Source organism: Alteromonas sp. ABV4_515 (assembly GCF_056160345.1).
The window spans coordinates 398,751-418,527 of the sequence record NZ_JBSWWZ010000005.1 but is presented as its reverse complement, the minus strand read 5'-3'; the positions used below and the strand labels follow the sequence as shown (position 1 = coordinate 418,527).

Annotated in this window: 14 protein-coding genes and 1 tRNA gene; 9 read left to right on the top strand and 6 right to left on the bottom strand. The window is 47.4% G+C overall.

Going from position 1 to position 19,777, the window contains the following annotated elements:
• The first annotated feature begins 194 nt into the window (after positions 1–194).
• The 5 genes from ACXAGX_RS14015 (at position 195) to ACXAGX_RS13995 (ending at position 4,495) form a co-directional block, all read left to right on the top strand.
• Positions 195–755, top strand: a complete 561-nt coding sequence (locus ACXAGX_RS14015) for a hypothetical protein (RefSeq protein WP_474839046.1) — start codon at positions 195–197, stop codon at positions 753–755.
• Entirely contained in the window at positions 752–2,431 is a 1,680-nt protein-coding gene (locus tag ACXAGX_RS14010; protein ID WP_474839044.1) for a GMC oxidoreductase, read from the top strand. Before ACXAGX_RS14015 ends, ACXAGX_RS14010 begins: the two co-directional genes overlap by 4 nt.
• A gap of 185 nt (positions 2,432–2,616) precedes the next feature.
• Positions 2,617–2,693 (top strand) — tRNA-Pro (locus tag ACXAGX_RS14005).
• A 208-nt stretch (positions 2,694–2,901) separates the two neighbouring features.
• Complete coding sequence (locus ACXAGX_RS14000; protein WP_474839042.1) at positions 2,902–4,053, top strand: DUF4268 domain-containing protein; 1,152 nt, start codon at positions 2,902–2,904, stop codon at positions 4,051–4,053.
• 85 nt (positions 4,054–4,138) lie between these two features.
• Positions 4,139–4,495: a HopJ type III effector protein gene (locus tag ACXAGX_RS13995; protein ID WP_474839040.1), complete on the top strand. Its 357-nt coding sequence runs from the start codon at positions 4,139–4,141 to the stop codon at positions 4,493–4,495.
• 65 nt (positions 4,496–4,560) lie between these two features.
• Here ACXAGX_RS13995 and ACXAGX_RS13990 read toward each other — a convergent pair whose 3' ends face one another.
• Entirely contained in the window at positions 4,561–5,292 is a 732-nt protein-coding gene (locus ACXAGX_RS13990) for a TrmH family RNA methyltransferase (protein WP_474839038.1), read from the bottom strand.
• A 175-nt stretch (positions 5,293–5,467) separates the two neighbouring features.
• Between ACXAGX_RS13990 and rlmE the strand changes: the two genes are divergently transcribed.
• On the top strand, positions 5,468–6,088 hold the full coding sequence (rlmE, locus tag ACXAGX_RS13985) for a 23S rRNA (uridine(2552)-2'-O)-methyltransferase RlmE (RefSeq protein WP_070125329.1): 621 nt from the start codon (positions 5,468–5,470) through the stop codon (positions 6,086–6,088).
• 19 nt (positions 6,089–6,107) lie between these two features.
• On the opposite strand, the gene fdxA is transcribed toward rlmE, so the two are convergent.
• On the bottom strand, positions 6,108–6,431 hold the full coding sequence (fdxA, locus tag ACXAGX_RS13980) for a ferredoxin FdxA (protein ID WP_070125328.1): 324 nt from the start codon (positions 6,429–6,431) through the stop codon (positions 6,108–6,110).
• A gap of 158 nt (positions 6,432–6,589) precedes the next feature.
• Here fdxA and ACXAGX_RS13975 point away from each other — a divergent pair, with 158 nt between their 5' ends.
• The gene (locus tag ACXAGX_RS13975; RefSeq protein ID WP_474839035.1) at positions 6,590–8,206 is read left to right on the top strand and encodes an NAD(P)/FAD-dependent oxidoreductase; all 1,617 of its coding nucleotides are present in this window, start codon (positions 6,590–6,592) and stop codon (positions 8,204–8,206) included.
• Positions 8,207–8,281: 75 nt separating this feature from the next.
• On the opposite strand, the gene ACXAGX_RS13970 is transcribed toward ACXAGX_RS13975, so the two are convergent.
• The 3 genes from ACXAGX_RS13970 to ACXAGX_RS13960 are packed head-to-tail and all read right to left on the bottom strand — an operon-like array spanning position 8,282 to position 12,475.
• Positions 8,282–9,220 carry a carbohydrate kinase family protein gene (locus ACXAGX_RS13970; RefSeq protein ID WP_474819337.1) on the bottom strand — a complete coding sequence of 313 codons (939 nt, stop codon included), beginning with the start codon at positions 9,218–9,220 and terminating at the stop codon, positions 8,282–8,284.
• A gap of 14 nt (positions 9,221–9,234) precedes the next feature.
• Entirely contained in the window at positions 9,235–10,746 is a 1,512-nt protein-coding gene (locus ACXAGX_RS13965) for a mannitol dehydrogenase family protein (protein WP_474839033.1), read from the bottom strand.
• Entirely contained in the window at positions 10,727–12,475 is a 1,749-nt protein-coding gene (locus ACXAGX_RS13960; RefSeq protein ID WP_474839031.1) for a purine-cytosine permease family protein, read from the bottom strand. Before ACXAGX_RS13960 ends, ACXAGX_RS13965 begins: the two co-directional genes overlap by 20 nt.
• A gap of 378 nt (positions 12,476–12,853) precedes the next feature.
• On the opposite strand from ACXAGX_RS13960, the gene ACXAGX_RS13955 reads away from it, so the two are divergent.
• A complete protein-coding gene (locus ACXAGX_RS13955) occupies positions 12,854–13,507 on the top strand; it encodes an HAD family hydrolase (RefSeq protein WP_474839029.1) in 654 nt (217 codons plus the stop codon).
• A 102-nt stretch (positions 13,508–13,609) separates the two neighbouring features.
• On the opposite strand, the gene ACXAGX_RS13950 is transcribed toward ACXAGX_RS13955, so the two are convergent.
• A complete protein-coding gene (locus ACXAGX_RS13950; RefSeq protein WP_474819351.1) occupies positions 13,610–16,672 on the bottom strand; it encodes a TonB-dependent receptor in 3,063 nt (1,020 codons plus the stop codon).
• Positions 16,673–17,148: 476 nt separating this feature from the next.
• Between ACXAGX_RS13950 and ACXAGX_RS13945 the strand changes: the two genes are divergently transcribed.
• Positions 17,149–19,557 carry a glycoside hydrolase family 3 C-terminal domain-containing protein gene (locus ACXAGX_RS13945; RefSeq protein ID WP_474839027.1) on the top strand — a complete coding sequence of 803 codons (2,409 nt, stop codon included), beginning with the start codon at positions 17,149–17,151 and terminating at the stop codon, positions 19,555–19,557.
• The last annotated feature ends 220 nt before the right edge of the window (positions 19,558–19,777 follow it).

Below are 19,777 nucleotides of genomic sequence, written 5' to 3'. Positions count from 1 at the left end.
TGTATTGAAATCAATATTTTGTGTTTATTATTGGCTGGAGTGGTTTGTTAGTTTTGAGAATTGAAACTCATCATGAACACAAACTTTTTGATTCAAAATTGTGCGTCTGCACCAAATTGATGAATAAAATGTAAAGCTTTACATTTATCAGCATGTCACGTAGATATAGATATAAAACCAGTAGAGAAGTGAATATGGATTTAACTAGAAAATCACTCACCCGCAGGCGGTTCATCGGTGCAGCGTTCATTATGACAATGACGCCTGGCGTTATTAAAGCGGTAGCAGGAACGGTTCAAAAAGATACTGCAGAGTCGGCACTATCGCAGGAGTGGATCGCCAAACTCAACGTTATTGCTTCCATTTTGGTGCCTGGTTCGGAGAAGACGTTGCCGGGTAACTTTATCGCCGGCGTTGTTTCTTCCGGATGGCAGGAATTATCGGTGAGTCAAATTGGCCGAAGCATCTTACTTATAGAAAATTGGGTTGGGGGCCCTGTAGAAACCGCAACTAAAGAAGCGCTTTTTAGCCGGCTATTGGCATTGGATGAAGAGTGCTTCGGTGCAGCTCCTCCGCAGGATAGTGATGACTGGATTGTGCTTAAAAGTGCGCTGATAACAGCGTTTTGTAGCTCACAAGATGGTGCAGGAAAGTTACTGCATTACGCTCCGGTTCCCGCGCAATGGCTACCCGATATTCCCGCAGAAAAAGCGCAAATTTTCTATAACGATTGGCTAGCAATGTGGTTCTCATGAAAAATAGTTATGATGCAATTGTAGTGGGCTCGGGCATTTCAGGTGGCTGGGCAGCAAAAGAATTAACAGAACGTGGATTGACGGTATTGTTGCTTGAACGGGGCAGAATGGTTGAGCACCGCAAAGACTATACCACCGAATTCAAAGCCCCTTGGGAGATGCCATTCCGAGGCTTTAATAATCCGAAAATGCTGCAGCAGGATTATGCCGTTCAACGTCGCGGTACCAACTTTGATGAATGGTCTATGCCTAATTTTGTTAAAGACGCCGACCATCCTTACCAAACTGATGCAGAAGCACCATTCCAATGGCGTCGAGGATATCAATTAGGTGGCCGCTCTCTAACATGGGGCAGGCAATGCTACCGTTGGAGTGACATTGATTTTGGTGCGAATCAGAAAGACGGTTACGGTACCGACTGGCCAGTACGGTATCAGGATTTAAAACCCTGGTATGATCATGTCGAGTCTTTTATTGGCGTGAATGGGACCATGGAAGGATTGGCGCAATTACCGGACGGCATTTTTCAACCGCCAATGCCACTGAGTGCAGCTGAACAATTACTTGCAGACAGCATTGCCACCCATTACCAAGACAGAAAACTGATCCCCGGACGTTCGGCGAATTTAACCGAAGCCAAGCCAGGTCGCTCACCGTGTCAGTTCCGGTATATCTGTCATCGAGGTTGCAGTTTCGGGGCTTACTTCTCTACACAAAGCAGTACATTACCTGCAGCTCAAAAAACCGGCAGGCTGACAGTGCTCACAGACACCATTGTGGATCGCATTGAATACGACAGTAAAAGCAAGCGCGCATCAGCAGTGCACTGCATCGATGCAAATACTGGTAAGCGTAGATCCTTCTCGGCAAAGTTATTTTTCTTGAACGCCTCATCGTTTAATTCAGTCGGTATTTTACTTCGTTCAGTGAGCGAGAGCTTTCCGCAAGGGCTGGCCAACTCTAGTGGTACGCTAGGTAAATACATCATGGACCATGCCACTACCTTGAGTATTTCTGCTGAATTAAACCAACTGCAAGAGCGGAGTTACTTTGGTAACCGCCCGTCGAATTTCATCATTCCCCGGTTTAGAAATGTTGGCGCAGAGAAAAGTTCATTCTTACGTGGCTACAGTTATCAAGGCGTTGGTTTCCGTGCCAATTGGAAGCAGGCCGCCCGGGGTGCTGGAATTGGTGATGAATTGAAGCAAAAGCTTACCGCGCAGGGGAAATGGCGATTGCTGATGGTGGCTTTCGCAGAAAGTTTACCGGTAGCGTCTAACCGGGTGACATTATCTGACAAAACCGATAAATGGGGGCTTCGCCAATTGAGCATTCATCTGCACCATGGCGAAAATGAACGAAAGCTGCTGGCTGATGCCGCGACAGAAGCAAAAAACATGTTGGGGCAACTCGACAGCAAGATCCTTGCTTCATTTTCCGAACCTGAACATGGCGGTAGTGCGGTGCATGAAATGGGAGGGGCTAGAATGGGGTACGATTCAAACACATCGGTGGTTAATAAGTGGAATCAAACCCACGATGTACCTAACTTGTTTATCACCGACGGTGCAGCAATGAGTTCATCGGCAAACCAGAACCCGTCACTCACCTATATGGCATTTACCGCAAGGGCGGCTGCCTATGCGGCTCAGAAAGTGAAAAATGGCGAGCTATAACTCGCCCTTTGCAGAGGAACAGTGTGTCATAAGGGCAATCGCACATTACCGATAGCAGCCAACGACAACGGTAAATAGGTGAAGGGAATCAACGGATTGTTCAGCAAATAATCGCTCGAACAAGTTTAGTCATAAATGTCGTTGCAATGTAGGCAAAAATGAGTAGACTTGTCGGCTCTTTCGGTCGGTGTGTGGCGCAGCTTGGTAGCGCACTGTCATGGGGTGTCAGGGGTCGGAGGTTCAAATCCTCTCACACCGACCAATCTATTCTCTTCCCCGCATTCAGCTTGACATTCAAGCTCCTCAACAATAAAAGTTCAGTTCTCTCGACAATTCTCTGTTAAGCACATTTCAGTTTTGCTTTTTTGAGCTCACTTTCGCCATGATATGTTCAAGTTCATTTTTTTAAAGCTAAAGCCGATTTAAGAGATTTGCCCTAATAAGTTACGTTAGAACAAGGATAAGGTTGCGTGTACGAAATTAACCGTAATGCAAACAGGATCAGCCCTTTGCAAAGCAGACGGTTCAGTGAGTTAGGTTTTACTGAGCGAAATCATCTTCAGGAATGGTTAGCCAATGAGCCAACTGCGTTTGGCGAAGAACTACTCATTATTCAAAAAGAGTTTGATGGTTTTGATGACACCCGAGAGCGTTTAGACCTGCTCGCACTCGATAAAGATGGGAACCTGGTTGTCATCGAAAATAAACTCGATGATACGGGAAGAGATGTGATGTGGCAGGCGCTTAAGTATGCCTCATATTGCTCAAGTTTAAGTAAAAACCAAATTATCGATATCTACCAAAGTTATTTGAATCGTTACTGTGCTGGTGGGAACGCTGAAGAGCTAATCTGTGATTTTTTCGATGTACCTGATATTGGTGAAATTGTCGTTAATTCCGGTAATGCACAGCGTCTTGTTTTTGTCGCCGCTAACTTTCGAAAGGAAGTAACAAGTACTGCTCTATGGCTCTTAAGTCACGGAATACAACTGCAATGTTTCAAAGTGACACCCTTTGAAATGAGCGTTGAGCTAGCAGAGAAAAAACACGAGCAGTTATTTTTAAATGTTGAGCAAATCATTCCGACCCCTGAAGCCGAAGAGTTTATGATTGGTATATCTTCGAAAGAAGTGGAAGAAAAGCTCACGGAAAGAAAGCAGAAGGGACGACATAAAATGCGCCTTGCATTTTGGACCAAGGCTCTACCGGTGTTGAAGGATGGTCCAAGTTCAGTTTTTTCTAACATAAGCCCCGCGAAAGACTACTGGCTGAATGCCGGTTCAGGTCTTCGTGATTGTCCTTATGGGCTGGAATTGAAAATTGATTGCGCGATTGTGGAAATAGGTATGCGACGTTTTATCGCGGAAGAAAATAAAACAATTTACGATGACCTGTTAGAGCATAAAGAGCACATAGAGGAGGCATTTGGCGAAGAGCTCTGTTGGATTCGCGCGAACGACAAAAAAGCGAGCAAGATTCAGAGTGTGCTCTTTATCAATGGGCATGACGAGAAAAATTGGGAGCGCATTATCACCTGGATGAACGCTTCTTTAATTAAGCTGGAAAAAGCTGTTGGTCCATACATCAAAGAAGCGAGTCTCAAAATGAAAGGAAAAGCTTAGCCCGGCTTGTGTCCTTATCAAAAGCTGCAACTCCCCCTTAAATCCGCCATAATGCCGCGGATTTTTGAAAATAGCGGAGTTTGAAATGGCTTATAACAGTCTGGATGAGTTGGTGGCTCAGTGTGAAAGTACGCCGGAAACCATTGAGTTTGCTGACGTGATTGCGCTTGTCGACAGCAGCTTTATCTTCACGCCGACCAACTTTACCAATGGTGAAGTGACGAATGTGGCGAATACTAACAACGGTTCTTGCAAGTTACTGGCATTGGGTCAGCACTTAAAGTTGTCTGAAGCGCAGACGCTGGCACTGTTTGGTGCATTCTATCGTGACGATGTACTTCAGCACCCTGAAGGTGATGACCACGCTAATATTCGCAATTTTATGGTTACAGGTCATGCTGGTGTGTCTTTCGAACAATTTCCGCTGACGCTGAAAAACTAAATTAGATCCACACCTACACCCACATTTTCAGTCGGTTTATCGTCAGGTAAACCGGCTAGTTTAGTTTAACTGCTCGACAGTTGATACGCACAAATACCTACTGCACTGCCTAAATTCAGCGATTCGATGTTGCCGCTACCTGCAATGGTGAAGGCATCTGCATTGGTTTGCTGTAACGCTTCTAGCGGCACCCCGCGGGCTTCGTTGCCGAATAAATAACAAGAATAATCTTTGAAAGAATCATCATTGATGGGCGTTCCCTGCAAATCTAAATACGCGAAGCGGCTAAACCGGTTTTCCAGTTCCGCCAGGGTGATATCCATTTCCACGGGCATATGGAAAATGGCTCCCATGCTGGCGCGAACGGCTTTGGAGTTAAATGGGTCGACGCTGTTGGGGCTCAGAAGAAGACGAAAGTTACCGAACCAGGCCAGTGAGCGAAGAATGGTGCCAAGGTTACCGGGGTCCTGAATTTCATGCAGGTAAACGCAACGTTCATTGCCGTTACCTTGCGCGATAGACAAGCCGGGTAGGGGAACGCGGGCGATGACGCCCTGGGGCGTTTTCGTGTCGCTTAATGCTGCCATCTGGCGATCGGTGATGGAGACTACATCAAACCCGTCGGCCAGCGATTGCCCGCGGCTTAACCAGTCTTCTGTGGCATACAGGGTTACGGCAGCAGGTTTCAGCGGTGATTGTTTCAGCTCCTGAATCAGATGTTCCCCTTCCACTAAGTAAAACCCAAACTGCGAGCGGTACTTTTTTTGGTGCAGTTTTTTGACGTCGTCTAATTTCATAGTGGAGGTAATTCCGGGCAACAGTGATAAATGCAGTAAAGATGGCGCGCATTGTAGCCTGTTCCAGCGCTTAAGTCAGGCGGCCTCTGAAAGATTATTGTTGTGTGTCATTTGCAAAACCGGCATGCATGATTACAATAAACGCCGATTTTAAACCCGTAACCGCAGAGTAAATATGGCCCGCTCAAAAACCAGTAAAAAATGGATGGAAGAACACGTAAACGATCCCTATGTGAAAAAAGCACAGGCAGACGGGTACCGTTCCAGAGCGAGTTATAAACTTCTCGAAATCAACGAAAAAGATAAGTTGTTTCGCGCAGGCAGCGTGGTAATGGATTTAGGTTCAGCGCCAGGCGGTTGGTCGCAAATTGTTGCTCCCATTGTTGGGGATAACGGCCGTGTTATCGCCTCCGACATTTTGCCCATGGACAGCATCATCGGTGTCGATTTTATTCAGGGTGATTTTACCGACGAAGCCGTGTACGACAACATTTTACAAACCCTGGGTGACGACCGCGTTGATGTGGTTATTTCAGATATGGCGCCAAATATGAGTGGCGTGAACACCACCGACCAGTATGCGTCTATGTATTTGGTCGAACTGGCTTTAGACATGGCGAGAAACGTATTAAAACCGGGTGGTAGTTTTTGCGCCAAAGTGTTCCAGGGTGTGGGCTACGACGAATATGTGAAGGATGTACGTTCGTCTTTCAATAAAGTGATTGTGCGTAAACCTGCAGCTTCCCGTCCACGTTCACGTGAGGTGTATTTGGTGGCGACAGGCTTTAAAGGTTAGCTTTCGGATTGATCGCGCTTTACTTTTCTAGCAAGGGCAGTTTGTCTGGTACACCATTCCAACTGTCTGCGTCTTCCGGGGGCGGGATCACTTCGGTGATATTCGGCCACTGCTGACTAAGCTCGGCGTTAATGGCGAGGTATGGCTTTTGCTCATCGGTTAAATGGGTATCCTGAATAATCGCTTCTGCCGGGCACTCAGGCACACACAATGCGCAATCAATACAAATAGCCGGGTCGATGGCCAGAAAATTTGGCCCTTCAAAGAAAGCATCAACCGGGCAAACTGCTACACAGTCGGTGTATTTGCATTTCACACAGTTGTCAGTCACTACAAACGTCATTATCAAATAAGTAAAAAGCTCAATTTGGCCGAATTATAAGGGTTCTGGCGCAGGATCGAAAGACAATTGCCATTGTATGGCTATCCCAACGACGGCATCTGCATTACACTATGCGGGCTCTGACAGACAGGCTGTCCGGCAAATTAGGATCTTCCCCCATGTTACGTTTAACCGATATAAAACTTCCCCTAAACCATGATGAATCTGCACTGAGTGAAGCTATTTTAGCGAAACTCGGTATTGCTGCCGATCAACTCACCGAAATCAGCGTGTTTAAGCGGGGTTACGACGCCCGCAATAACAAAGACATTCAGCTTATTTATACGGTTGATGTAGCGGTAAACAATGAGGCGATTCTGCTGGAGAAGTTTGACCGCGATCCTCAGGTGCGCGTAACACCGGATATGACTTACAAATTTGTCGCTCAGGCACCTGAAAACCTGAATAACAGACCGGTTGTTGTGGGGCTGGGGCCATGCGGCATTTTTGCTGCCCTCATTCTTGCACAAATGGGGTATAAACCTATTGTGGTGGAACGGGGAAAAGCCGTGCGTGAGCGTACCAAAGACACGTTCGGATTTTGGCGTAAGCAGCCTTTGAATCCGGAATCCAATGTACAGTTTGGTGAGGGCGGTGCGGGTACGTTCTCCGACGGAAAGCTCTACAGCCAGGTTAAAGACCGCAAACACTATGGCCGTAAGGTATTAAAAGAGTTTGTTGATGCGGGGGCGCCGGAAGAAATCCTGTATGTGAGCAAACCGCACATTGGTACCTTCAAGCTGGTGAGCATGGTAGAAAAGATGCGTCAGCAAATCATTGATTTAGGCGGTGAGATCCGTTTTTCCACGCGGGTTGAAAAGCTTGATATGGATGAAACTGACGGTGAGCTTTCGGTGAAAGGTTTGCATTTAAACGATGGTGGCTATTTGGCGTGTAAACAAGTCATTCTGGCTCTGGGGCACAGTGCCCGCGACACCTTCGAAAATCTATATGAACAGGGCGTGTACATCGAAGCCAAACCGTTCTCAATCGGATTTCGAATCGAACATGAGCAGAGCATGATTGACCAGTGCCGTTTTGGTGATAATGCCGGAAACCCGATCCTTGGTGCTGCCGATTATAAACTTGTACATCATTGCAAAAATGGCCGCACGGTTTACAGCTTCTGTATGTGTCCGGGCGGCACCGTGGTTGCTGCGGCTTCAGAGCCGGGAAGAGTGGTTACCAACGGTATGAGCCAATACTCTCGTCATGAAAGAAATGCCAATAGTGCGATTGTGGTAGGGATCACGCCGGAAGAAGATTATCCGGGACACCCTCTTGCAGGCATTGCGTTGCAGCGCAGTTTGGAAGAATTAGCTTATAAAGCGGGCGGTGAAAATTATAACGCGCCAGGCCAATTAATCGGCGATTTCCTGGCAGGTAAACCCAGCTCCGAATTAGGTGAAGTAACGCCGTCTTATACGCCGGGTGTAACGTTAACCGATTTAAGCAAAGTTGTTCCTGACTACGTTACTGCAGCAATTCGCGAAGCAATCCCCGCGTTCGATCGCCAAATCAAAGGTTTTGCGAAAGCGGAAGGCACGCTCACCGGCGTTGAAACTCGTACGTCTTCCCCGGTATGTATTAAACGCGGAAAAGATTATCAGAGCATTAACGTAAAAGGCTTGTTCCCAGCCGGCGAGGGTGCTGGATACGCAGGCGGGATCTGGTCTGCAGGTATCGACGGAATACGCGTTGCCGAAGCATTGGCAGAAGTCTTCGACAATGCCTGAGTGCTAAGAGGCGTAACTTCAGCTTTAACTAATCAAATAGGGCCACCTTTTAACGTGGCCCTTTTAGATACGAAATTAATCGTGTTCCAGCGCATTAATTACGTCACTTTCTGATGGCGGATGACAGCCAATTTGAGCCACGTTCAGACACGCCGCCATGGCACCATACTTTAACGCTTCCTGCAAAACTTCCTCTGGTGCATCAGGGGTAAGCGCATCGCGCTTGAGCAAATAAGCTACCAATGCCGAGAAGTAAGTATCGCCAGCGCCTACCGTGTCACCCATATCATCGGGTGAAATTACGCTTTGTTTGAGGTGTGTGCTGTCGGTGAATAATTGCGACCCGCCTTCACCGAGGGTCAGCACGACAATCCCATTTTCCATTCGCTTTAGCATACTGCGGGCATGAAATTCGGGTTCGCCATATAAACCTTTTAGCAACAAATCTTCATCGCTAACTTTCACGATGTCAGCAAATTCAACAAAACGCCAAATTGAAGCGATGTATTCCTGATGATTCGCTTCTACGCCTTTGCGTACATTCACATCAATACTTATTTTAACACCCTGTTGTTTAAGCTTTTTTACTACAGGAATCAGACTGTTGAGCATTTCAGGAACCAATGCTAATGACCCGGTGTGAAAGAGCGCTAGGGTGTCTGGCAGAACGTCGAGTAATTGCTCCGGAGTTACGTCTAAATCTGCAACCGCTTTTCGATATAGTCGATAATCTGGTTTTCCATGCTCGTCTTTGTAAACGAGGGCCAGGGAAGTATTTCGCTCGGACCGAAATGCTTCGGGGAGTTTTATACCGTCGTCCAAAGCAGACTGGTAGATTTTTTCGCCCAGTTTGTCAGTTGAAATGGGAGACAAATAGTGACTTTCTAATCCCTGACGGACGAAGCTACGGGCAACATTGTAAGGTGAGCCGCCAATGTATGGCTTGTAGCTTCCATTTTCCTGTTCAATCATGTCAAAGAGGGCTTCACCAAAAACGGCGACTGATACTCTCATTGTAATTCCTGTAATTATCCGTGACTTTCTAGATGAGTCGATTGTGACGCAGTGACTATGGCCTGCATTATCGCGGCTACCGAAGCATCATTGTTTAACTGACTGAGAAAGCCCGCGTACAACTTTGCAAAGGCTGGGTATTCTGCCAGTTCACCAAAAATTTCTTTCTGACGCAGAAATATCAGCGGATCATCTTTACTCAATACTGCAAACTGCTCTAGCTTGCTGGCTTGAACATCAATAATCTCGAGCGGACTTCCGTGCTGATCTTTACCAGCATAACTATACCGACACCAGGCAGCAACAATGAATGCGGCACAGTGCGCGTTACCACCTGATGCAAGGTTTTCTTTAATCGTTGGTACCAGAAAGGTGGCAAACTTCGACGAGCTTTCAGAACAAATGCGACTTAGGTGATCTTTAATATTTGGATTGCTGAACCGGGTAAGCAGAGTATCTTTGTACGCTGTTAAATCGATGCCGGGAACGGGTTGAAGAACCGGTGTGGCTTCAGTATCCATAAACACTCGTAGAAAACGGGCAAAAAGCGGGTCGCTTACGGTTTCATTTATAGTGCTGTAGCCGTGTAAAGAACCTGAAATGCCAAGCACTGTGTGGCCGGCATTAAGCAAGCGAATCTTCATAGTTTCATAAGGGGTTACATCATCGACGAGTTGCGCGCCGCAGCGTTCCCAACCAGGGCGCCCAGTATTAAAACTGTCTTCAATTATCCATTGATGAAATGGCTCGCAGGTGACCGGCCAGGCATCATCAATGCCGCATTCCTGCAATTCACTGATTACTGCGGGTGTTGTCGCGGGGGTGATACGATCAACCATGGCGTTAGGAAAACATACATTGTTTGAAACCCAATCAGCCAATTCTTCGTCGAAAGCACTGATGTAGCTGGTCAGCATTTTTTGGGTAACATGCCCGTTGTGTTGAATGTTATCGCAGGATTGCACGGTGAATGGTTTCTGGTTGCGATCGCGCCGGAGTTTCAATGCCGCGGCCAAATAACCAAATACGAGACGCGGTGACTCTGGATGCGCAATGTCGTGTTTGACATCTGGGTTTGAGAAATCAAATTCGCCTGTTGCCGGATTAAAGTTGTAGCCACCTTCGGTGATGGTAAGCGACACAATTTTAGTGTCAGGGGCGGCCATAGTTTCGATAACGGCAGCAGGGTTGTCCGGCCCAATCAGAAAATCTGTCAAACAGCCAATAACCTGAACGTCTCTTTGTCCATCAGGATGTTTAATAAGCAGTGAATACAGGTAATCTTGTTGTTCTAGACATTGTTTTAGTTTCCGGTCCCCTTCGCGCAAACCTACGCCACAAATGCCCCACTGCGTATCGCCAGTCACAGACATATAGTTGTCGGTATAAAACGCTTCATGAGATCGGTGAAAGCCGCCTACGCCCACATGTACGATACCGGGTTTGAGGGTTTCGCGATTATACTCCGGCACTTTAATGTGTGCCGGTAGTTGATGAAGATTTTGGTTATTTAGAGTGAGTGGCATTAACGAAATCCTGTTGTGAAGCTGTGGCCTGCTGCTGTCTGCGTTTCATCGCCCAATAAGCGGTCACAAAATAGCTTACCGTGCAAGCAAAGCCGATAGAGAAGAAGAGGCTGCGGTTCGATGCATAGTCCTGCATGTCGGGTGATAAAAACATCGTATTGACGGCTAGCGCCAGGGTAACCAGTAAACTGCCTACTGATACCGTGCTGAGTAGACGGGTAAGCGCTGACGTATCCTCCTGGATTGTGGGTTCGGCAGCGGCTTGCTTTGCCTGATGTACTTCAACACGTTGGTCGAAAGCTTCCATTTCTGCTTGTTCTGCGGAATACGACTCTTTAGCGCCATACTTTCTGGCTAAGAAGATATAAACACCAATGGTGAACACCCACGTAGGCAGGAATAAATAGTAGAACGAAATGACATCCAGCACATTTAAGCCGAATCCGAATACCAGTCCTAACGCCCACGCTGCAACGGCTGGCGTGCTGTGATTGAGCTTTTTATAACTGGCCCAGTAGCGTGTCATACCGAGTTTAGGAAACAAAAAGTGCTCGGCAAATACAATGGCGCCAACGGGCACCACCAGTAGTCCTGCGTAAGTGAGCAGTGGCAATAGCTTGGTAAATACAAAGGGGAAACAAGCAATAACAACGGTCACCAGACCAACAATAAATGTTGTACGGTTACGAGAATGATTAGTGAAAATAGCTTGTGCAGCCAGGCCGGCGCGATAAAGGTTTGCATTCGCTGTGGTCCATCCTGCAACGATTACAATCACCAGGCCCGACAAACCAAGCGCATGAAACGCCACGTCACCCGGGTCGAGTTCAACGATGGATTTCTGCACCAGTATTGCGGTTCCTGCGCCCATGATACCTGCGGATATCCAGGCAATATAATGGCCGAATAACATGCCAGCAGAAGTACATAAACCATAGCTACGTTTACGTGCGTAGCGCAGTAACGCCATATCGATAAGGCCAAAATGGGTAATGGTATTCGCCGCCCAGGAAAAACCGATCACTTCCATTAACCCAATGCCCGGTTGGCCGCTGGCATCAACGCCAGTCCACACAGAAACACTGCCAATGTGCATAAAGTCAGACCAACCGGAAATGGTCGTTTGCCCGATAACAGCGTTGGCCAATTCAGGCATCAGTACTAACGGCCCGCAAATAAACATCACGAAAAGCCAAGGCGCACAAATGCCGGAAAAGTTAGATACCGCATTGAATCCGTACATGGCAACCAATACCACGATAATGCCTACAGCCAGTACAACCAATACAAACCAGGCATTGGTTGGGTACCAGTTAAGTTGCGCCGGAATATTCAGTGCGAAGCGAACCGCCGTGGCGGACACGGTAATCATTGCTGCCGAAATGACGGTGAAAATAATTACATTGGCCCAGTTATAGAGCCGCGTCATGGAACTTCCAGCAATTTTTTGCAGGTAGGTATACAAGCTAAGACGGGTTTCCACAGCGATTGGGGTGGTGATAAATGTCCAGCTCAACACGGCAAGTATATTGCCGATTAGCAAGCCCAATAAAATATCGGTCATAGATGCACCAAGCGCAACAAAGGTGGCGCCAAATACAAATTCTGAAGCAGCGACGTGTTCACCGGCATAAAGCCCGAGAAAGTGCCGCCAGCCTTTAAGCTTATGTTGTGCAACGGGGAGTTGTTCTTCTTCAATCTGATGTAGATCGGTTTGAGAATTCTGCATTGTTAACTTCCACTGGTAGTTCTCTTTTTATTCAGCGCTGGCCCTCAATAACCATAGTGAGAACTCAACCTGATACAAATTTAGGTCTTCAATATGATTGCTTGGGCATATGCCATCGATGTGGGCATATTCTCAGTATGGTGTTAATGTGTCAACAGCGCATTAACATGTTTGGCGGGTTTCACAAACTAAACTACTAAATGCAGATGAAAGTGTTTTCAGTTACTGGGCTGATTATGTGGGTTTTTATTTCATTTTTAATGGTGCGGCTCGAGATTTGGGGCTGATGTAAAAATTATTTTTAGATACACTGCACCCCGGCTGCTTTTTGCTTTAACGGTGAAGTCTGAAGCTATTTCAAACTGAACAGGATGCGAAATGGAACAAATTGAACTGGTCATTTTTGACTGCGACGGTGTGCTGATAGATAGCGAAGTGCTGAGTTTGCAGGTGTGGGTTCAAATACTCTCTGCTAGAGGAATCCACATCGATAGTGCGTATTTTGCGAGCCATTTTCTTGGTCGAAGTATGGAGCACGTTAAGGCAAAAATTCTGCACGATTTTGAGTTAGAAGTGACAGACGCGTTGACGGATGAATTTGCTCACGAACTGCAAATGATATTCGCCAAGAAGCTCACCGTTACTCCCCACATCACAGCATTGCTGGAATCGCTGCGTGTTCCTTATGTACTGGCAACCAGCAGCAGCCCAGCGCGCACAGAAATGGCGATGTCGATATCTGGCTTAAACCATTACTTTACCGAACCGCAGATCTTTACCGCTTCTATGGTGGCAAGAGGAAAGCCTGCCCCAGATCTGTTTCTACACGCGGCATCATGTTATCAAACTGCGCCGTCTTCTTGTCTGGTACTGGAAGATTCTGCCCCTGGTCTGGCGGCAGCAAAAGCGGCAGGTATGCATTTCCGGCATTACGTGGGCGGAAGTCACCTGACACATGTGGCGCAGCAGGGCGAAGACACATTAGTAGATTGGCGTGATTTTCCCGCACAATTCTCAGAAATTATGAAGTAGTGAAGAAACCGATGAAATCGACTTCTGCGGTTCGCGATTGCGCCTCTATAAAAAACGGTCACTGCTGAGTGACCGTTTTTGAATTTATCACACGCAAAAACACTAGAACTCGATACCTACGGCGAGTTGAATGCGACGAGGGTTATAGAAGTTACGCGGTTGGCCGAATAACTCACTGGTAACTAGCGGGTTGGCACTGTAACCGGTTTGATTATCAAACACGTTAAACAAATCCGCACGGAATCGTGCCGTGTAGCCTTCCACAAATTCCCAGTACTGGGTATAACTTAAATCGAGCTGCCAGTGACTGGCATCGCGGCGGGTTCCAGCCGGTTCAGCGTAACGGGTTGTGCTTGAGGAATAGCCGTAAGGCGTGCCATCCCATGCTGTCCAAGCGCCGCCAGACTGGAAGATGAAAAACGCACCCAATACGCCATCCCAGTCGGTGGTGTAGGTACTGTTAATTTTCACCTTGTGCGGCTTGTCGCCTGCCAGGTTACCGTAGCGGAAATCCCAGGGCATCCGACCCGGACCATCACCATAGTTCGATGAGCCAATGAACAGGTTGGCATCGTTGCCGGTTGAAGTGTTGTCCTGATCGAAGTTTCCATAGTAGTGGCTCCACACGTAAGAGGCGTTCACAAAAACTTTATCGTTGTTGTATTCGCCTTCAACACTCCATTCCCAATATTTTGTTTGACCGTCGTCAACTTCTGCAATGACATAACTGGAACCGCCCACTTCAGCCCGCATGTCGTCGAGGTTAGGAATATACAAACCTTTCGCCGCAATGTTTTCCGGTACGCCGCCAGCAGGGCCGTACTCGCCATAAAGGCGAGCGCCGTTAGGCATATCTTCCCAGAAGTGGCTACCGTAGCGATAACGTAAATGGGAACGCACGAAGAATTGGTTAGTCAGCAGTTTTGATGTACCTAGTGTCCACTCGTCAATTCGGCGAGGGCGTAAATTGTCGGCAAAGAATTTGCCCGATGAGCCTGGCGCACCTCCGGCCGCGAGATATTCACCGTTTTCATCGAATTGAACCAACAAGGTACCGCGGATGTTGCGATCCCAGGAGGCTGCCCGGGCCAGAGAACTGGCGTTCGGGTTGTAACTGGCGTAGTTGGCGAACACGTTGGCGCCGTCCTGGTATTCCCATTTCACGCCCAGGCGAGGCTGGAACATATCTTTCCAGTCTGTTTTGTACATTTCGTACTTTTCGCCCGGAGCTAACTCGTAGCCGGAGAGGTTATTACTGTTCTCTCTTAAACCTTGCCCGTAAAGGGTGTCCTGACTCAGCAAGAAACCAATGTTATAGGTGAAATCACCGTGTTGAATTTCGTCATTAAACTCTAAATCAATCGACTCTGAGGAGGATTTCAGCGAGGGAATAATGGTACCGTCGGGATTAAAACTGGCTGCCTCAATGCTGACCTCATAGAACACATCCGACACATCATTTTCGCCATCAGAGCCTAAACCACCCACATAAGCGATAGACCCCCAACCATTAGAAACACGGCGCAAATCTTCTCCGAGTTCAGACCAGCGTGCTCCCAAGTGAATCATATGGGTGAGGTTTCCGGTGTAAAGTTCGGTATCAAAGCCCACCTGGAACGACTCACGGGAATATTCCACAGAATCGATAGTAGGATAAACGCCCACACCACCACCGCCGCTTAGTTCACCGTCATCGCCCACATAACCGTACTGATTGATATATTGTTGGGCATAGCTGTTAAACAGGTCGTATTGGGCCATTGTTGCTGCATCAGCGCCCTCTGGGTAGTCGCGCAAACTTTGAATGCCAAATGCGCCCTGACTCGCTAAATCACTTAAATCTAATGCGTCGCCCATAACGGGCGTGAAGTTCAGCATGACATCCGGCAAGGTCGCGCCTTCTTCTTTGTATTTTGCATACTTGAAGGTGAACGAAGAGGCATCGCCAACTAACCAAGAACCGTCAATCGAGGTAATGTTGATTTTCGATTCACTTCCCTGGGAGCGGTCATCGGTTTCAAATTCACCAATGGAAGCGCCGGTGATCTCTTTATCTGATACCCGGTGGCTGGCATTCAGTAAAATTTCCTCAGTGGGTGCCCAGGTTAGCTTGCCGAAATATTCATCGCGGGTACTTTTATACGATTTTGCTGGCCCATAAGCGGTGACTTTATCTTCGCCGGTTTCTTCAGGTCGGTAGTAAGAGCCATAAAAATACAAGGTATCTTCAATGATGGGGCCGCTCAGAGAGCCGATTATCCAGCTTTGGTCTACATCGCTGATCACGCCATCTTCAGGCGTGGCGGTGAAATCAGCATTTTGTAGTCGATATTCTAGGCTACCGTGGAACTCATTGGTACCGGATTTTGAGGTAGAGTTCACCGAGAACCCGCCTGCACGGTTAAAGCCAATTGCCTTGGCACCGCCGCGGTCAACAGAAAGATAAGCGATATCGTGAGTTGCAGGTTCAGAGGAAAGGTTACCGAACATAGGCAATGACAAATCTACGCCGTCTAAGGCGTAACTATTATCTACACCAGAGCCACCGGCCGACGGCCCTAGCGTGCCATTTTCTGTGTACTCCACGCCTGGCAGTATTTTCAGCATCTCGCGATAAGACTGACCGACAGGCATGTTAGAGATAACATCTTCTCCGAAAGAGTTAGAAAGCGAAGAGTCGCCTTCAGTAATGATGGCCGAACCGTAAATTTCGATAACTTCGGTTTCTGCTGGTTGATAGGCTAAATCGACAACCGACGCTTGTTCCAAAAGTACCTGTGTTGAAGTTTTTCTTACCGAGCCATCAGCAAAGGTAAATGTGAGTTCGTAATAGCCAGGCAATAGGTAGAGCAGGCTGTACGAGCCGTCCGGGCGTGTGGTCGCTGTACGCGGTTTAGGCATAACATCACTGGTTGCCGTTACGGTTACGCCGCTAACGGTAACACTGCCGCTCGGCGCGGTTACGGTACCTTTAACGCTACCAGTAATTTGTTGGGCCTGGGCGGGGGCCGCTATCATGGTTGTGGCAACCCCAGCAGCGAGAAAAAGTGCTGAAGAAATAGAAGAACGGTTTTGCCAGTGATTGTGAATTGCGTGGTTTATAGCGCGGCTGAGATATCCACCGACAAAACACGCTCTGGTGGTGTGCGTGAATCCCTGTTTCATTTTTATGACCTTTTTAAGAATTAAAGATTTGGAAAATACTCCCTTCCAGTGCCTAACTTTCACTATTGTGTAAAGAGGGTCAAGATTTGTTTTGTCTTAAAAACGTAATATTAACGTTCGTTTGGCTTAATAATGAACGCTATAACAGGAAAAGTTATTTAGTTTCTTCTAGTTAGGGAGAACTGGTCACGCTAGGAATTTACATTGAATGGTTCTGAAGCCCACGCTTTTTAGGCCGACATGCGCCTGTGTTCAACGGCGGTTAAACGCTTATCACCAATCGACTACCTGTTAACTTTTACGCAACTTTTTCTTTTCAACACCAAGCGGAATAGGTAATAATGATATCGATGTCATTATTTCTGTCATTTTTTTTGCCCTATTTTTGATGTTTAGGGTGGTTATGATTTTAAACTAACAAATCTTTTGTTTTTAAATGACATCGATATCTTTGTTCTAATTACAAGAGTAAACTTATGAGAAACCGTTTCCAATTTTCTTTAATTGCCTGTGCTTTAGCAGGTGTTGTCGGCTGTTCTGCTGATGTTCAGCAGGTAGCGTCACAGTCAGGACCAAACGCATTGTCATTCAACGATCGAAACCACAACAACAAGCTGGATATCTATGAAGATACCAGTGCGCCTGTAACGGCTAGAGCGGATGATCTTATCAGTCGGTTGACCCTTGAACAGAAAGTAAAAATGGTCACAGGAACCGGTTTCTCTGTGAGTGGGGTCGGCGGCTCTGAAAAAGTGCCGGGTGCGGCGGGTTCTACTTTCGAAATTCCTGAGTTGGGTATTCCAGCAATGGTATTAACCGATGGTCCTGCTGGCGTGCGTATTGAGCCAAAACGTGAAAACGACGACGCTACCTACTATGCCACAGCCTTTCCTGTTGCCACTTTGCTGGCGTCCAGTTGGGACAAAGCGTTGGTGGCCGAGGTGGGAGCTGCCATGGGCGAAGAAGTGAAAGAGTATGGTGCGGATATCTTCTTAGCACCGGGCATGAATATTCACTACAACCCACTGGGTGGACGAAACTTCGAATACTATTCTGAAGATCCTTATCTGAGCGGCAACCTGGCTGCATCAATTGTTAACGGTATTGAGTCGAATGGTGTGGGCGCAACCATTAAGCACTTTGTAACTAACAGTGCGGAAACCAGCCGTATGTGGATGGACGCGCATGTGAATGAGCGTGCATATCGTGAACTGTATCTACGCGGATTCGAAATTGCGGTAAAAGAGTCCCAACCTTGGGCAATCATGACGTCATACAATAAGGTAAATGGCACCTATACCTCGCAAGATGAAGTGCTACTGACAGACGTGCTGCGCGGAGAGTGGGGCTTTGAAGGTTTGGTGATGACAGACTGGTTTGCTGGCGACAGCGCGCCTGCGCAAATGCAGGCGGGTAACGATCTCATCATGCCGGGCATGCCAGATCAGCGTCAGGCCATTATTGATGCGGTGAAAAATGGCACTCTGGATGAAAGTACTCTGGATCGTAACCTGCGCAAAATTTTCACCGTGATGTTTGCATCACCGTCTTTCAATCATTATGACTACTCTGACAAGCCGGACTTAAAAGGCCATGCTGAGGTTGCCCGTCAGGCGGCAGCTGAAGGTGTTGTATTGTTGAAAAATGAAGGTGATGCACTGCCGTTAACCGGTTCGCAAACGGTCGCTGCTTTTGGCAACACATCTTATGAATTCATTGCTGGTGGTACCGGTAGTGGTGATGTAAACGAAGCCTACACGGTTTCTTTGGTGCAGGGGCTGGAAAACAGCCCGCTGAAAGTCGAGCGCTCGCTGCAGAAAACGTACGATGCCTTTATGACGGCTGAAAAAGCCAAACAACCTGAAAAGAAAAACTTCTTTGATTTGTTGCCGCCGCTGCCAGAATTTGAGCCCAGCGAGGCGATGGTTGCAAAGCTCGCTGATTCCACAGACGTCGCGTTGATTACCTTAGGGCGCAACGCCGGTGAATTTCAGGACCGCGGCGTTGAAGGCGATTTTGATCTGACTGATGCTGAACAATCGCTAATTACCAAAGTGTCAAAAGCTTTCCATGCAAAAGGGAAAAAAGTGGTGGTGGCATTGAACATTGGTAATGTGATTGAAACGGCCAGTTGGCGAGATAAAGTCGATGCCATTGTTTTGCCATGGCAGGGCGGCCAGGAGGCGGGAAATGCATTGGTTGACGTGCTCACAGGGAAGGTTAATCCGTCGGGCAAACTGGCAACAACGTTCCCAGTATCTTATTCCGATGTATCGTCGTCTGAATCATTTCCAGGATTCAATGTGAGCGATGAAGAAGTGAAAGACCCGTATATCGGATTGTTCGTGGGTCACCACAGCCAACTAAATTACGAAGATGGGGTTTATGTAGGGTATCGTTATTATGATGCTTTTAATATTGCGCCAGCGTATCCGTTTGGCTATGGCTTGTCGTACAGCAGTTTTGGTTACAGCGATTTACAGGTAACCAGCAACGACGGTAAAGGTAATGTTACCTTGTCGGCCACCATTTCTAATCAGGGGGATGCCGCGGGTAAAGAAGTGGTTCAATTGTACGTTTCAGCGCCGAAGGGAAGTCTCGCTAAGCCTGTTAAAGAACTGAAAGGCTTTACAAAAACCGCAGCGCTAAGTCCAGGGCAGTCAGAAAAGGTCACGTTTACACTTACGCCTAAATTGCTGGCTTCGTTTAACCCAGCGCAGCGTGCGTGGGTGGCCGATGCAGGTGAATACACGCTTATGATAGGTGCATCGTCTGCGGATATTCGTGCTACTGCCACAATGAATTTGGCTGCGCCAGTGGTTGCAGACAAAGTATCGGTAACGCTGAACCCTTCTCCGAAGGTGAAAGAAATTACTGCGCAGTAAATGTCCCCACATAGAGCCGGCATTGTCGGCTCTTTCTTTTTTACTAAAAATCTGCTGGTCAAATGTCTATCACACTAAAAAGTGGTGTTTTTTTAAAATAGGCTGGTCAGTATCGCTAATACTTGAATCGGGAAATGGTGTGTATTTTCATAAGCTGTTGAAAGTATTGGGTTAATAATTTTGGCATCCGCCTTGCGATAGGAAGAGGGAGCAAACGGCT

Coding starts and splice junctions, on each gene's coding strand:
- ACXAGX_RS13955 (WP_474839029.1), top strand. CDS start 12,854: ATGGAACAAATTGAACTGGTCATTTTTGACTGCGACGGTGTGCTGATA.
- ACXAGX_RS13990 (WP_474839038.1), bottom strand. CDS start 5,292: ATGAAATTAGACGACGTCAAAAAACTGCACCAAAAAAAGTACCGCTCG.
- ACXAGX_RS13995 (WP_474839040.1), top strand. CDS start 4,139: ATGGCTTATAACAGTCTGGATGAGTTGGTGGCTCAGTGTGAAAGTACG.
- ACXAGX_RS13965 (WP_474839033.1), bottom strand. CDS start 10,746: ATGCCACTCACTCTAAATAACCAAAATCTTCATCAACTACCGGCACAC.
- ACXAGX_RS13945 (WP_474839027.1), top strand. CDS start 17,149: ATGAGAAACCGTTTCCAATTTTCTTTAATTGCCTGTGCTTTAGCAGGT.
- ACXAGX_RS14015 (WP_474839046.1), top strand. CDS start 195: ATGGATTTAACTAGAAAATCACTCACCCGCAGGCGGTTCATCGGTGCA.
- ACXAGX_RS13950 (WP_474819351.1), bottom strand. CDS start 16,672: ATGAAACAGGGATTCACGCACACCACCAGAGCGTGTTTTGTCGGTGGA.
- ACXAGX_RS14010 (WP_474839044.1), top strand. CDS start 752: ATGAAAAATAGTTATGATGCAATTGTAGTGGGCTCGGGCATTTCAGGT.
- ACXAGX_RS13975 (WP_474839035.1), top strand. CDS start 6,590: ATGTTACGTTTAACCGATATAAAACTTCCCCTAAACCATGATGAATCT.
- ACXAGX_RS13960 (WP_474839031.1), bottom strand. CDS start 12,475: ATGCAGAATTCTCAAACCGATCTACATCAGATTGAAGAAGAACAACTC.
- fdxA (WP_070125328.1), bottom strand. CDS start 6,431: ATGACGTTTGTAGTGACTGACAACTGTGTGAAATGCAAATACACCGAC.
- ACXAGX_RS13970 (WP_474819337.1), bottom strand. CDS start 9,220: ATGAGAGTATCAGTCGCCGTTTTTGGTGAAGCCCTCTTTGACATGATT.
- rlmE (WP_070125329.1), top strand. CDS start 5,468: ATGGCCCGCTCAAAAACCAGTAAAAAATGGATGGAAGAACACGTAAAC.